The following is a 15,994-nucleotide window of genomic DNA, read 5'->3' as shown; positions in this document are numbered from 1 at the left end:
TATAACAACATACCCTCTTTAACTGGTTATAACAATATACCAAAGCAATTAGCCTGTCAATCCTTATCACGTATAATAAATCTTGTTATTTTGTAAAGAAGATTGCTTGACCTGAGGATGGCAGTTGTTTCTGCCATTACGTTATTCAGGGCGTCAATTCAGGAATTATCTGTAATAAAAGAGGCATGGCCTACCAATTGCAAGCAAAACAATGATCGATGGTATTGTATCCGCTTACATCGAGTTTTATTCGGTTTGTCAATTCGATGATTCTATTCCTATAATAATAACACTCGATGACATATAATCTGACATAATAAAAACAAAATTTCATATTATGGAGGTGAAGAGTTCAGTTCCGGCCTTGTCGGTCCCGTTTATTTGTTTCGATGTAAGAAAAACTACATATCATGGAGGAATGAAATTGAAAAAAAAACTTTTCACGCTCACTGCCATTATTTTGATTGCCCTCGTGCCTCTATCCTCGGTTTCATTTGCCGCTCCCGCCATGACATTCAAGATTGAAGAGGCGACTGTCGCTGACATGCAGTCTGCAATGGCATCGGGAAAGTTGACCTCTGTCGAGCTTGTTTCCATGTATTTGGAACGCATCGCAGCCTACGATAAAGAAGGCCCGAAGCTGAACTCTGTTCTCGAAATCAATCCGGATGCCCTGGCCATAGCGGAAGCGCTTGATGTTGAACGGGCCACGAAGGGACAACGCGGACCGCTTCATGGCATCCCGATTCTGCTCAAAGACAATATTGATACCGGTGACAAGCTGCACACAAGCGCCGGTTCCCTGGCCCTCGCCCATTCGTTCGCCTCCGACGATTCCTTCGTAGCCAAGCAGCTGCGCGAAGCCGGAGCCGTCATTCTGGGCAAGGCCAATATGACCGAATTCGCCAATTATAAGACAAGAGGCATGCCGGGCGGATACAGCTCCCGCGGAGGCCAGGTGCTCAATCCGTACAAACCGGGCGTCTTCGGCACCGGCGGCTCCAGCTCCGGATCAGGTGTTTCTGTATCCTCCAATTTGACCGCGATCGCGATCGGAACCGAAACCTCGGGTTCCATTCTGAGTCCCGCCTATAATAATTCGGTTGTCGGCATCAAACCGACAGTTGGTCTTGTCAGCAGGGACGGGATCGTCCCGCTTGCCCATAGTCAGGATACGGCCGGCCCGATCGCCCGCACTGTGGCGGATGCCGCTGTTCTCCTGGGGGCGCTGACAGGCGTGGATGACAAGGACCCAATCACCTCCGCCAGCGTGAATAAATCCTATTCGGACTACACGCAATTTTTGGATATTGACGGGCTGGAGGGCGCACGCATCGGGATTCCGAGAGAATATTACTACACATCCGGAATTACGGATGAAGAGAAAGCCATATTTGACAAAGTGGTATCAGACTTGAAGGCACAAGGCGCCGTTATCGTCGATTATGCGAATATCCCTTCAGCCAATGAATTGGCCCAGTTCAGCTCATCCGTCTTCATGTATGAGTTCAAGGGGGATATGAACGCTTACCTGAGCAGCCTGGGGGCAGACTCTCCGATGAAGACATTGACGGACATTATTGAGTTTGACAATAAGAATTCCGTGGATAACCTGAAATACGGCCATACGCTGCTGACGGATTCCGACGCTACGAGCGGAACCTTGACGGAATCGCAGTATATCCGGGATCGTCTCAAGGACTTGCGTTTGTCCCGGACCGAGGGCATTGACTTTACCATGAACAAGCACAACCTTGATGCGCTGCTCTTCCCGAATACCCGGAATGCGGGCATTTCGGCAAAAGCCGGATATCCATCGATCACTGTTCCGGCAGGCTACACGAAGGAAGGCAAACCGGTTGCCGTTACCTTTGCCGGCATGGCTTACAGCGAGCCGACTTTGATCAAGGTAGCCTATTCATTCGAGCAGGCTACCCATTACCGCATCCCGCCTGTGCTGAAATAAGGCTGGAGGAATCAGCTCCGCCGCCCTTTGGAGGCTGAAGCCAAGTCTTCTTGCGCAAACCCCGGAATCTTCGGATTCCGGGGTTTTTCCTGCGAATGCCCGCAATCGATAAGAAACAGGAGAGAGTGAATAAGATGACTTACGAACAGCGCCCCCTTATTATAAAATGAGTGGGAAAAGCCAAGAAAGCCATTCCACTGCTTTCGGTACGGTAACGGACAAGTTCGCGAAGGCTCCACCGTCATAAAGGAGGTCTTAAATAGCTCTTATTTGACGGTGAACGTACCTTTGAACCGTCCGTCGCTCAGCGCGAAATTGTAGACTCCGGGCAGGGGCTTGTTGAACACAAACAGATTGTCGCCCTGTTTTAAAGGTGCGTCGATGTTCAAATCCTGCGAGATCAATCGGAGGTTATTGCCGGCGCCAGACTCGACATGGAGCACCGCTTTAATCATAGAGCCCGTTGCAAAATTGGTATTTTGAGGATTGAATCCGGTCGTGTTTACTGTAATTTGCGCCACCTGAAGGTTATTGTCTTCATCATATGCGGCCTGCTGCGATTTCTTGAGGCCCAGTTGTCCGACCGAAATCCGGTCCTGATTAACAAGGATAAGTACTGCCATTACGACAACGACAGCGCCCAGCAGTCCTGTCGTCCATACCGGCAGCTTCCGCGCCTGATTGCCTTCAGTAGTCGGCAGCTTCATTCGCGGCGGTTTGGCGGCTTGCCAATCCATCGCTTTTTGCAGCAGTACAAGCAAAATAATGTATACGACATCGACGGCAAACACGACTTTGCCGGATGAGAAGAACAGCAATCCCAATGTTACGGAAGCAAGCGTCCCGATGCTTCCGAGCAGAGCCGTCTGTGCGGAGAACAGCAATCCGTAACGTATGCCGCTTAAATATCCGAGCACCCAGGCGCAGCATACGGAGAAGGCCATCGATATTGCCAGATTGTATTCAAAAACCTGTATGGAGACCATGCCAACAGACGCGCTTGCCAGAATGTTCAGGACCGCAGCGATCAGCTTCGCCGAAGCTTGAGGCATGCTCTCTCTGCGCCGCCTGATTAATAACAATAGATAACCTGCTGCCAGCCAAATGATCGCCAGGCTGCTAATACTGAGCACCATGTATTTGTCCTCCTCTGGTTGCCAGAGCGTATGCGCTTAGATTTTCGCTGCGAAATCCCAATCCGGATATACGTACGGCACTTCCGGAACCGCAGCCGGCTTGATGGAATCGATATTAATCTTGATGACCTTCAGACCGTCGAAGACCGTCTGGCCAATCGTTCCCGTGATGGAAATCCAGCTGTCGTCCTTGTACTTGGCCGCATCGGCAGACTCCGCAATGATTCCATATGGAGAAATATCCGCTATGCAGTGCGTCATCGCCATTCTCCCGACAATAAACTGGTTCCCGGCCAGTCCCTTCTGACGGTATACAAAACCCGAGATCGTTATCGTCCTGTCCTGGAAGTTATCGACAAAGGTATTCATCGCCTGAAGCTTCTCGATAAACCACTCGTCCTTCATCTCAATAACATCCTGCTGATACAGCAGGATTCCAAGCTTCGCATAATCTTTATTGTACACGTCTGTTTTGAACAATAGCTTTAAAACAGGATCGGCATCGCCGTCCAGCTCCACCAGCTCTGCCGGAGCTCCACCCGCCGCCGCGCTGCCGCCGCCGAGATTCATTCCCTTGTTTTTGGCAAGCGAGCCCGCAAGCGCTGTATTGGGCAGCAGTCCGCCGAATACAAGCGGAAGCACAAACAGTCCGTAGATTATCACATTTTTGAGCAGAGAACGCGGAGGCTCATGGGTATGCCCGTCATGATCATGTTCATGCCCGCAGTCGCAAGCGGCTGCAGGGTTACGAATGGACATGACGGCCAAATACCATTGGAAGCCCGCCATAATCAACAGCCCTCCCGAAGCTATATCCACGTAAATGATGAGATGGGGCGCAATATAGAGCAGGATATTCCCGGTAAACACCAGATATAAAATCAACGCCGAGAACCCTGTCATAATGAGTGCCTTTAAACCGTGATGCAACAAATTCCATTGGTATTTCATCTGATCCCCCTCACTTCAGCACCCAGGCTTCAAGCGCCCATGAACCCGCATAGACAAATACGAGTACGAGGGAAGCCAGCAGCAGGACGAACTTCGTTTTGAATACCGCCAGCATCATCAGCAGGCTTTTAAGATTTAACATGGGTCCGAATACCATAAATGCGACAAGCGCCCCTTTGGAGAACGTCGTCATGAAGGATTGCGCAACGAACGCGTCTGAAGTCGAGCATAACGAAAGGATAAAACCCAAGCCCATCATGAACAGGTTGGAACTGCCCTGGCCATGCCCTAAAGCGAGCAGGCTGTTCTGCGCAACGAAAGTTTGAAGCAATGCTACCAGCATCGCGCCAAACATCAGATACTTGCCCATGTCAAAAAACTCGCTTACCGAATGCCCCATTAAATCTGCCAGCTTGCTCCGTCCCGGGGAATGAGCATGGTGATGGGCGTGATTATGAACATGATCATGGTGATCGCGGTGATCATGGTGATCGCGGTGATCGCGGTGATCGTGATGGGCGTGATTATGATTATGGGTATGAACGCTATGGTCGTCGTTATCCTGATGATGATTCTGCGATCCGCTTCCTCTCAGCACGTCCGTACGCACATAGCGGTATACGATCAACCCGACGACAAGCGCCACGGCTAGAGCAAGTCCCATCCGGGCCCAAACCATTTCCGGGCGGCTGCGAAAAGCCGTCCAGGTAGACCAGAAGACGATGGGATTCAGGATCGGCCCAACCAGAATAAAAGCTGACGCTGCATGAAGGGGCATCCCTTTCCGGATCAAATTCCTTACAGCCGGAACCATTCCGCACTCGCAAATGGGGAAAATGATCCCGATGAATCCCGCCACAAGTATGCCCAGCAGCGGATTTCTTGGAATCAGTCTGCGGATGAATGCGTCCGAAACATAAACCTGAAGAAAAGCGGAAACAAGCACGCCGATCAGGATAAAGGGCAACGCCTCCAATATTACGCTGACAAACAAGGTTTTAAATATTTGCAATCTGGGCTCTCTCAAGACTTCTCCCGGTGTATGGCTCGAGAAGTAATAGAGAACGCAGATTACGGAAAGAAACAAGACTGCAAACAACCCTGCGTTCGATTTGCGCGGTTGTGTCTGAGCAGCAGCTTGGTGCAATCGTATCCCCTCCTGGGCCGCTTCCTGCCTTATCCTGTGAACGCCCGTTCAAACAGCCATACTCCACCTAGAACAAGCGCCACTCCGGAACCTGCAAGAACATATTGTCTGGCATATTTATAACGGTGAAGCAGAACCAATAACGGAATCAGCACCGCGACAATGGTAATTTGAACCGCCTCGATTCCCAGATTAAAACTGATCAGATCAACCGCCATTTCTTTTTTGGGAATGTCCATTTCCTTGAGAATATCAGCGAAGCCCATACCATGAATGAGCCCGAACAAAAAGGTCAGCACCCAGCGGTGCGATACGTTTTGGCGGATGATATTGTCGAGCGCGACATAACAGATGCTCAGGGCGATGCAAAGCTCAACCAGCTTCGGAGATACATGAAGAATTCCGAGAACGGTTAAGGTTAGTGTCAGGCTGTGCGCAAGCGTGAAAGCCGTAATCATCGTTGCATATTGCTTGAAGGTTTGCCGCGCGATCAGCAGTGAGAATAGAAACAACAGGTGGTCGTAGCCGCCGAGAATATGGCGCATCCCAAGCGTAAAGAAGGAAAACCATCCGGACATGGCGCCGCCGCCGTTTTCGGGTTGTTCCGATGCAGCAGCAGGATCAGCTGGCGCAGCATCCGCTTGCTCGCTTAGATTCTGCGGCAAACCGGAATATTCCGCATCCATCAGCTGCAGCACCCAAGTGCGGATGTTGGCCGACAAGGCCGATGTGCTTTTCTGCGTTCCATAGTTGACGGTCAGCAAATCCACATAGTTGGTTTTACTGTCCTCCTTGTACAAATTATCCGTTAAGGATATCGACTGGGAAGCAGTGACAGGCGGATATATGACAGTGAGAGCCATCTTGGAAGCATCTCCCTGACGGATCAGCACGAAGCTTTCAATCTCAGACCAGGCTTGCGGCTCGCCTCCAATTTTGAGCATAATGTTTTTTTGAAGGATATCCAGCATCTTGTTTTTTACAGCATCGAACTCCCCTTCATCCAGCATCTTATTGTCGTCAATGTCGCCGGCAGCCAGCTCAATAACAGACAATTCATCGAGAGAAAAGGTCATTTCCGTTTGTTCTTTGGTTAAGTTAAGGGTGTTATAGGCCGCACTGTAAGCATGGGCATTTGCCACTTCTTTAAAAGGAAGCACGGATAAGGCAAGAGCAGCCAGGAAGATCAATGTGATTCGAAAAGCTCTGGTTGGGCGTACTTGCATGATTTTCCTCCAGGGTTGAGGGTAGATTTGATAGAAAAGGAGGATACCATTCTTTCGAATGGCATCCCCTTGAAACTACGTCGCCCTTTATTCCTTTATTACGTTATAAATGACTTGTGCTGCCTCCGCGCGCGTTGACTCGCCCTTCGGAGCAAACTCGCCTGATGTGCGGCCTTTGATCAGTTTAAGATTGGCTGCAGCCTTGACATAATCGGCCGCCCAAGGAGAAACCTTGCCCATATCTTTGAACGCAGTTTCTGCAGTGGCGTCCGGCTTGGCATTATGGAGCAGCTCGTAAGCCTTCATCATCATAACGACCATCTCTTCCCGGGTGATCGATCCATTCGGGTCAAAGACCGTTTCGCTCCTGCCTTTTATGATACCTGCCTTATAAGCCTCACTGACTGCATCGGCATACCAAGCGTCCGATGCCACATCCGTGAATCTAATGTCCGTTTTCTCCGTGAGTTTCAATGCTTTCACAAGCATCGTTGTAAACTCTGCACGGGTAACTGTTCGGCCAGGCTCGAAGGTTGCAGCGCTCGTGCCGTTAATGATTTGCTTGGCGATGAGTTCCTGCACAACGCTGTAGGACCAATGAGAAAGCGGCAGATCCACAAATGATTTGCTGATTTCAAGAACGGCGTATTTACTGAAGTGGCTGATTTGGGCTGCAAACTCGCCATTCGCATATTGTCCACCGATATATTCCAATGCTCCGCTGTCGGAGATGTAATATATTCCCGCCAATTTCGGATTAATGCCTGCATCAGCCTTCAACCGGATGGTAATCGGCTGATCGAATTGAGACAGCTTGACCGTGTTCCCGCCAGCTGAAGTGATAGACAAGCTCAATTCATATATTTGTCCCGACAGCTTGACGACGGAGCTGCTGGAGTTTCCGCCTTGCTTGAGAACAGCTGACGCCTCTTCGCTGCTTAGCGGTTTTAATGTCAGCGATATTGAACCGTCCTGCAATTCCGAAGCGGTGAGCTTGCCCTCAAGCTGCTTGATAACGGCCGATGGAATGCTGAGCACAATCTCATCAGATGCTATTTCCAGCGGCTTGTCTCCCAGCAATTCTGCCGAATTGGACGGCAGCTTGACTTCGGTTATCGTCGGAGCAACCGACACGGTCCCGCTGTCCTTCAGCTCGGCGATTGACACCGTCTTCGTGGTTCCATTCTCAGTCACAGGCTCAGTACTTGATGGCAGCTGAGTACCCGGACCCGGATATTGATACGGAATATCGGTTTTCGCCGGTACCGTCACTTCAATCGTGACCGTATCCGCGCTCGTGCTGTCCGCGGTCTTCGTGACCGTCAGCACCACGTTCACTTTCGTTTCCGCTGCCGGAGGCACAATTGTGCCGTCGGTTCCGATGACGCCCGTATTGCTTGAGCTTTTAATCGATACCGTGAAGCCGCTTGGAACACTTGGCAGTGTCAAGGTCGTCGCATCCTTCGCAGGTGCGTCAATGCTGGTCAGCTCCGCTGCTATTTCTGCCGCGGTTGGACTTGGGGCGGCCGTTTTCGCCGGTACCGTCACTTCAATCGTGACCGTATCCGCGCTCGTGCTGTCCGCGGTCTTCGTGACCGTCAGCACCACGTCCACTTTCGTCTCCGTCGCCGGAGGGACAATCGTGCCGTCCGTTCCGATGACGCCCGTATTGCTTGAGCTCTTAATCGCTACAGTGAAGCCAGCCGGGACGCTTGGCAGCGTCAAGGTCGGCGCATCCTTCGCAGGTGCGTCAATGCTGGTCAGCTCCGCTGCTATTTCTGCCGCGGTTGGACTTGGGGCGGCCGTTTTCGCCGGAACCGTCACTTCAATCGTAACGGTGTCGGCGCTCGTGCTGTCCGCGGTCTTCGTGACCGTCAGTACCACGTTCACTTTCGTCTCCGCTGCCGGAGGAATAATCGTGCCGTCGGTTCCGATGACGCCCGTATTGCTTGAGCTTTTAATCGCTACCGTGAAGCCGCTTGGAACACTTGGCAGTGTCAAGGTCGTCGCAACCTTCGCAGGTGCGTCAATGCTGGTCAGCTCCGCCGCTATTTCTGCCGCGGTTGGACTTGGGGCGGCTGTTTTCGCCGGTACCGTCACTTCAATCGTGACCGTATCCGCGCTCGTGCTGTCCGCGGTCTTCGTGACCGTCAGCACCACGTTCACTTTCGTTTCCGCTGCCGGTGGCACAATTGTGCCGTCGGTTCCGATGACGACCGTATTGCTTGAGCTTTTAATCGCTACCGTGAAGCCGCTTGGAACACTTGGCAGTGTCAAGGTCGTCGCATCCTTCGCAGGTGCGTCAATGCTGGTCAGCTCCGCCGCTATTTCTGCCGCGGTTGGACTTGGGGCGGCCGTTTTCGCCGGTACCGTCACTTCAATCGTGACCGTATCCGCGCTCGTGCTGTCCGCGGTCTTCGTGACCGTCAGCACCACGTCCACTTTCGTCTCCGTCGCCGGAGGGACAATCGTGCCGTCCGTTCCGATGACGCCCGTATTGCTTGAGCTCTTAATCGCTACAGTGAAGCCAGCCGGGACGCTTGGCAGCGTCAAGGTCGTCGCATCCTTCACCGGCGCGTCAATGCTGGTCAGCTCCGCCGCTACTTCTGCCGCGGTTGGACTTGGGGCGGCCGTTTTCGCCGGAACCGTCACTTCAATCGTAACGGTGTCGGCGCTCGTGCTGTCCGCGGTCTTCGTGACCGTCAGTACCACGTTCACTTTCGTCTCCGCTGCCGGAGGAATAATCGTGCCGTCGGTTCCGATGACGCCCGTATTGCTTGAGCTTTTAATCGATACCGTGAAGCCGCTTGGAACACTTGGCAGTGTCAAGGTCGTCGCATCCTTCGCAGGTGCGTCAATGCTGGTCAGCTCTGCTGCTACTTCTGCCGCGGTTGGACTTGGGGCGGCTGTTTTCGCCGGTACCGTCACTTCAATCGTGACCGTATCCGCGCACGTGCTGTCCGCGGTCTTTGTGACCGTCAGCACCACGTTCACTTTCGTTTCCGCTGCCGGTGGCACAATTGTGCCGTCGGTTTGGATTACGTTCGTATTGCTTGAGCTCTTAATCGCTACCGTGAAGCCAGCCGGGACGCTTGGCAGCGTCAATAATGTTGCATCCTTCGCAGGCGCGTCGATGCTGGTCAGCTCCGCCGCTACTTCTGCAGCGGTGAGATCCACAGCGGACACTTTCATTTCGGTTGTATTTCTGACACGCAGCCTGTCTCCTTCTGCGTACTTGCCGGAAAGAGCCACAGTTTCCAGCGTATCGCCTACCTTTATGGTCGGAATTGGACCACTCTGATTGACAATGTATCCATCCACAAATACGAGAACTGGCCCGCTTCCATCATTGATGATGAAGGAATTGTTATCCGGGATGGTTTGGACGGTACCCGATACTTTTACCAATTGCCCCTGATAACTATCGGAAATGGAGTCCTTGGTAGACACGGTCTTTGGTTCGACCGGTGTTCCACTGCTCACCTTGACGATGCTGTTAGCGAATCTGTCAAACTCCAGCTCGGTGTTGTTCTCGAAAATTTTCTTGTGGCCGTAGATTCGGACCACATCGCCCAGAGCGAGACTGCCCTCCGGAATTTCGTTATATGCCATAATTCCTCCGGTATCGTCTTGAACATATACCGCATCGAAGAATACTCCGGCAGCCGTCGTTACTTTTCCTTGTACGACAAATGGCGTATCTTCTGGTCCTTGACGCGCATCGCTGATGCTGATGAGCTTCGGCTCCAGATGGGATAACCAGTTCATGGAGTTGAGAGCAAATTCATTATTCCCCTTCGGATCGAAGGACTCGTCCATCTGTTTGTCATTAAAAATATTCATTCCGGATACGATAATTCTTCCGCCGCCGCTCAATGTTTCAGATGCGATGGCAGGGATTACGGAGCCGCCCGTCAGATCAGCGGGTGCCGGAGACGGCACCACCAGATACTGCTGAGTATCGGGTTTAACCTGCCCTCCAGAAATCTGGAACGTCGATTCGTTGCCTCTTGCCAGAATGGTAACGGAATCGCTGTCCGTGAGAGCCGCTTTATTGCCGCTTCCATCGTTTTTGGCCAGACTTGCTCCGCTGTAATACTCGATTGTCGACACGAAGTCGGTCAGGTAGTTGCTCAGGAGCCCCGGATGCAAACGAACCGAATAATTCGACGTAAGCGGAGTGCTCCAAAAGTTTCCGTATGCCGTCTCATCCGCAATACCGTCGTTATTGACCAGTATGGTCGAGCCAACAGCATCCAGAATCGGATTCAGCGCTTGATTGGCGCCTCCATAATTGCTCTTGTCGGCGAGCCACAGCGAACCGCCATTATCTGTAAATTTCTTGATCGCTGCGATTTCATCCGTGCTGTAAGCTGAAGCGGGATGAGAGATATACAGCACAGATACATTGCTCAGGACAGCATCAGTCAGTGTCGATGGATTTTCTGCCACCGTATACCCCTGCTGCCTCATCTGGGTAGTGAACAACTTCAAGTTGTCCTTGTACGTTCCTGTATCGAGCGTACTGTTCTCGTTATGCTTCGAAGCATCAATCAAGATTGTTTTGCCCAGTGGCGTCTTGATCGTGAACTGCTGCACGTACTTATTCTCGCCCAGATCCTGATCGGCGGTTAACACCACAAGTATAGAATGGCTGCCAGTTGGCGGCGATGTCCAAACGACACTTGCCGTGGCATTCTGACCGGAGGCAATGGATCCGACTTCAACCTCTCCGATCGGGTGCGTCAGATCATCGTAGTAGAAAGCAGCCTTGACATTTGTGACATCAACGCTTCCCATATTGGCTAATCCGGCATTCAGAGTTGCTGGTGTGTTGCCAACAATTGCACCGTCTGCAGCTGTCAAATTACTGACTCTTACAGATACCGGCTCTTCGGGCGACCAGAACGGTGCGGAATACAGCCGGTCTCCGTCCGCCTGGGTTGCACGAACCACAAACCACTGCTGCCCGCCAACGACGTTTACGGTTGGAGTCCAATGAAATGAAGTGGATTCAGAAGTAGGAGTAAACGTATCGATAACCGTTCCGCCATTGGTAACCAACTCAACTTTGGCAACATTATCATTGGTTACGGTCTTTAAATAGCTGTATTTCGGATCGCTTTTCTCTTCCCATACGGAATCGCTCCCCGTAATATCAAACGACAAGGTTTTGGTATCGACTGTCGACCCCATATACCATCCGCTCGCCAGAGCGTCAAGCCTGGCATTCGGGTCTTCAGTCAAGTAAACTCTCATCTTGCGCATGGCATCCAGCAGCGAATCCTGAGTAAGGTCCTTCGAAACAATGACTGTGCGCTGCTTCGTTTGACCCCAGGTGGCATCGTGGTTGTCTTCTCCATAAGTCGGAGCGATATGCCATCCCAAATCAAGTGCGCTGAAGAATTTATCCTGTGAATTGGCATAGGAATAGTTCCCTGAACCATTGCCGACCTCCAGCATCGTAAACAGCTTATCCACATTTTTGTCGTATGGAATGAAGTTGTTGAATGAGGTTGTCGGCGCGTTCGGATGATTGAATTGCGCTACGATATTGTCATAAGTCATAATCCAGGCATAGTAGCTCTGAAGATCCTGATATTTGCCATTATCCTGCATACGATCGATAAAGTTATCAGTCCCGAATACGTTTGAGTGTCCCCATGTTGTAGACGTCATCTCAAATGCCGGGAAAACGACGAAGCTGCCGTCCTTGGTGTACTCGCTGGCTACATCCTTCGTTTCCTGCCAGTCGGCGCCGCCTGTTCGTTCAGGCATCCCGTTGTGGTCGACAGAATCCGTTCCCGTGAGATCCGAATCAATATCATGAGAGTGGTCGGAGAAAGCAAAGAAGTCGTAGTCATGCGCCAAAGCGGCCTGTACGGCCTCAACCGGCGTACCCGCAGCATCGTGCGAGATATTCGTGTGGTTGTGGGTTGTGCCGTAATAGTGATTGCCGCCGGTAAAGCGCTCAGCAATCTTGAAGGTCCAGGACTGGGTAGTCTCATTGTCCAGAAGATCCTTGACCTTGACGGTGACAGTGTGCTCTCCGAAGCTCAGATCATCTGCAGCCGTTAGCGTCAGACTAAGTGCGCTGTCCGAAGCTTCCGCCTTGGAGGTAAAATCTGTTCCGTCAATTTGGATACTAAAGCCGGCTGAAGCCGTCGTATTGATTGCGTTTGGATCCTCCCAGTTCAGAGATATGACTGGATGCTGCGTTTCGATTTCTTCATTTTGACCCGGGACAAGATTGTAAACCTCCGGACCGTCGGTATCCTCGACCAGAGGAACCTCAATCGGATTTGCCGCAGTTCCTTGCGATTTGATATCGCCCAAAGCCACTGCTTCAATGTAATAATAGAACTTGTCCGCCGGAACGTCGGCACTCAGGATCACTCCATTGTAGCTGTGGCCGTCTCCGGATAACAAAGGCACCGCAGTATACGTATTGTCGGACTCGGCTCTATAATACAAGGTAACCGAATCGGCATATTGGGCTGTCGCTTTGAAAGTGACATCTGTATGAATGTAGGCCTTCACAAGCGGAGTATGGCTTAATTGAAGCTCGCCTCTTATATCCGCCGTATTGCGCGGGAGCACAACATAACCTGCCGTATAGGGAGAGGTCATTTTCGACTGGCTTACAATCCCAGTGAATGTGTAAGTCTCGCCAAGGTTGACGGCTCCGCCTGCGACATCAATACCTGTAAGCGCCAAAATGCTCACGATGGCAGAGTTCGTTCCGTCCGTCACCGTCACGTTATAATCGGTAACATTGACCGGAATGTTCGTCACCTGGGCTTTAAAGGTTACAAGCTTTCCTTCAAGCGTCTCGGCAGACGAATAATTCGACAATTGGTCCAACGTGACAGGAATGGCCGCCGGTGCCGTATCTGCGCCTTCATCCGTAATGGAAGAAGGAACAAACTGTGAAGTGCCAGCAGTAAACACCAAACGTCCGGTAACCTTGTATTTCTCGCCTTTAAGTACAGCGGCGGTTAATCCGCCGATCACGTTAATGGCTCCAGTTGCGTCCTGGAGATAGAAATTCGTATTTTCTTTTCCCAGCGCCTGATTATCGCTCGTCGCTACACCTTCAATAGTTGTATTGAAGCCAATATTCAGGGGAAGGCCATTCTGGTCGTTCAAACGAAGCTGGCCGATTGTGGTCACCGCGTTAGCGTCAGGCGCTGTATCCACGCGGGTATAAGCACTTTCCCTTATGGCATCCGTATGCGTCAAATAGACATATGAATGATTGCCGGCATCGTTGAAGGTCAGAGCAAAAGAACCGTCTGCAGACGCAGTCGTTGTTCCGGCAGATGTGATGGCACCATCATCAACAACATAAGCTTTAACGTTTGACGATCCAGGTACGGACCCTGCCACTCCTGCTGTGGTCGCTGTTCCGCCCGCATTCGCAAATGAGATTTTGGCGGAATCTGGCTGCGCCATATACTTCGAGTTTCTAATAATAATCTCTTTCGGATCTTTGGAATTGCCTGGAATGTTCATGACAAAGTTCTTGGAATTATCCTTCGTGAAGTAAGTGTCACTCAATCCCAGAGCTCCGCGCGGATCAGATCCGATTTCCGTCTTGCGCAGCATTGAACCGCTGGCGATCAATGATGTGAAGAACGGGGTTCCCCAATGCGATGTATCCAGCTTGAACGTTGAAGTACCGTTTCCGAATACGGCAAGATCTATCAAATCAGGATCCGTATCGCTTGTAACTGCCGTCGTCTTGTGGGCCAGAATAAGATGCCCCCCGGCGGTCGCGCTTGGTCCAAGAGATGAAGACTGATCTGCGGGCACAGGCAGATCAAGCGGAGCAGCTGCCGTGGTTGATCCTGAAATCAAATAATATCCATGCGCCTTGATAACGCCCGTCAGCGGAGTCGTATTGCTGGCAAAAGATGTTGCAGTCGCAGCACTGTAAGCCAGGCTCCACTGTCCGCCGAAGTTAATATCATGATCGGTTGTATTGTACAGCTCAAAAAACTTCTGCTTGTAAATGGCGGAGGCAGTTCCATTCACATAAATCTGGCTGAAAATGACGTCGCCCGGATTGTATACGGTGCCGTCAGCCATATTAACGATCGTCTTGTCGCTCTCCAGTTTGCCCATTTGCTTATCGGTAACGCTGATTTGAGAATCATGGCCGGCATTGGATATCGTCAGCTCAAAAGCCCCATCAGCTCCGGCCGCGGTAGCGCCTGCAGCAGAGCCGTCATTGTAATAGGCGTAAACCGCCGAATTGGCGGGAGCCGCTCCCGGCAGTCCCGTTACCTTCGTGTAATCGGTGAACGAGATTCTAGATGCATCCGGCTTGGTGCTCTTCGGAATCGAGACCGTGACCTTATCGCTCTCCTCTTTCTCCCCATCCTTAGCCGAAATCCGAACGCTGGTGTCGTGATTCGGGTTGTCGATGCTCAATCCGAACGCGCCCAATTCATTTGCATTAACCGTACCAGCCGAAGTGCCGTCTGTGTAATAGGCATATACCGCCGCACTGACAGATACTGCTCCGGCCGCTCCGGTTACTGTTGTGTAATCGTCGCTGAAGGTGATTGCGGACGTATTTGGAGTGGCGGTCTTGCCTTCCGATGGATCGGGATCGGTGGAGCCGTCGATAGGGTCGCCCGTAACAACGATTTCGGATATTCTACTATTTCCGGTAGAGCCAATTGTTCCACCATTGATGGCCGTCGTAGTATAGTTTTGCCATCTAATATATACAACGGACTGATTATCGACTGCACTTGTCAAAGAAAGACCATTAACCATAGTTGCATTCGAGGTCGTCTGAGCGAATGTCCCATTGGGCACATCCGTGAAGTTCTGCCCATCCAGACTGTATTGAATTTTAAAATCTCTTGGCCCAGTTCCTGTTCCATAGTTTTTAGAGGAAAGCAGCAGATTGGTGAACCCTATAGTATTTATCTCTGCTTGCCAATAACCTGGTGAAGTCTCCCAGCCATTGGTCCAGATCGTATGGCTCGTATCCGTGTAGCTCAATGTCCGATTACCGCTTATTGTGAAACTAGCGCTGCTTAGATTGTCCGCAGTGCCGCTCGTTGCAGGGAAAGTACTCCCTCCTGCTGTAAAAGACCATCCGGCAACGGTCTGCGAAGCCGCATATGCTTTGTCAATCAAGCCGGATGGGACAACCAGCGTAATGAGGATGACGGCAGCCACGGCCAGACTGACCCATTTCTTATATTTTCCATACCATTTTTGCACGCAGTATACCTCCATAAATACAATTCTTAAGACTTTCTCGTTCCTCATTGCTCTTCCATAGAAAAATTGTTAAAGTTAACTGATGACCATCTCATGAAATGGGAAATAAACCCAGTCATAAGGTTATCGCACAACAAGCCGTCTATTCATGCGCCTCGCCAAAAGCCATAGAATAGACGGTTTTTAATTTGTAGTCTTCTATTTCATAGATCCCCACCTTTACTGATGAATTTCTCTTGGGCTATCCATTATTTAAAAAAATGTCGCATTTGCACGGAATCAGCTTTGAAAAATGGACATTTGTTCAAATTGATGTGAACAAAAA

At 51.0% G+C, this 15,994-nt stretch carries 6 protein-coding genes; 1 reads left to right on the top strand and 5 read right to left on the bottom strand.

All coding sequences use genetic code 11. The features are described from left to right. The first annotated feature begins 508 nt into the window (after positions 1 to 508). A complete protein-coding gene (locus AC0YOB_RS23580; protein WP_475794955.1) occupies positions 509 to 1,966 on the top strand; it encodes an amidase family protein in 1,458 nt (485 codons plus the stop codon). 266 nt (positions 1,967 to 2,232) lie between these two features. Here AC0YOB_RS23580 and AC0YOB_RS23575 read toward each other — a convergent pair whose 3' ends face one another. The 5 genes from AC0YOB_RS23575 to AC0YOB_RS23555 form a co-directional block, all read right to left on the bottom strand. Next, complete coding sequence (locus AC0YOB_RS23575) at positions 2,233 to 3,102, bottom strand: hypothetical protein (protein WP_475794835.1); 870 nt, start codon at positions 3,100 to 3,102, stop codon at positions 2,233 to 2,235. Positions 3,103 to 3,138: 36 nt separating this feature from the next. Beyond that, complete coding sequence (locus AC0YOB_RS23570) at positions 3,139 to 4,053, bottom strand: TIGR03943 family putative permease subunit (protein ID WP_475794834.1); 915 nt, start codon at positions 4,051 to 4,053, stop codon at positions 3,139 to 3,141. A 10-nt stretch (positions 4,054 to 4,063) separates the two neighbouring features. Then, positions 4,064 to 5,065 carry a permease gene (locus AC0YOB_RS23565; protein ID WP_475794833.1) on the bottom strand — a complete coding sequence of 334 codons (1,002 nt, stop codon included), beginning with the start codon at positions 5,063 to 5,065 and terminating at the stop codon, positions 4,064 to 4,066. 164 nt (positions 5,066 to 5,229) lie between these two features. Next, the gene (locus AC0YOB_RS23560; protein ID WP_475794832.1) at positions 5,230 to 6,426 is read right to left on the bottom strand and encodes a HupE/UreJ family protein; all 1,197 of its coding nucleotides are present in this window, start codon (positions 6,424 to 6,426) and stop codon (positions 5,230 to 5,232) included. An 87-nt stretch (positions 6,427 to 6,513) separates the two neighbouring features. Continuing rightward, positions 6,514 to 15,669, bottom strand: a complete 9,156-nt coding sequence (locus tag AC0YOB_RS23555) for an S-layer homology domain-containing protein (protein WP_475794831.1) — start codon at positions 15,667 to 15,669, stop codon at positions 6,514 to 6,516. Positions 15,670 to 15,994 lie beyond the last annotated feature (325 nt).

Source organism: Paenibacillus sp. JT31N17 (genome assembly GCF_056269255.1).
Note: the sequence above shows the minus strand (reverse complement) of the source record. Positions and strands in the feature narration are given on the sequence as shown.

What these genes read in the sequence shown, in the direction of transcription:
- AC0YOB_RS23580 (WP_475794955.1), top strand. Translation starts at nt 509, where the DNA reads ATGACATTCAAGATTGAAGAGGCGACTGTCGCTGACATGCAGTCTGCA.
- AC0YOB_RS23575 (WP_475794835.1), bottom strand. Translation starts at nt 3,102, where the DNA reads ATGGTGCTCAGTATTAGCAGCCTGGCGATCATTTGGCTGGCAGCAGGT.
- AC0YOB_RS23570 (WP_475794834.1), bottom strand. Translation starts at nt 4,053, where the DNA reads ATGAAATACCAATGGAATTTGTTGCATCACGGTTTAAAGGCACTCATT.
- AC0YOB_RS23560 (WP_475794832.1), bottom strand. Translation starts at nt 6,426, where the DNA reads ATGCAAGTACGCCCAACCAGAGCTTTTCGAATCACATTGATCTTCCTG.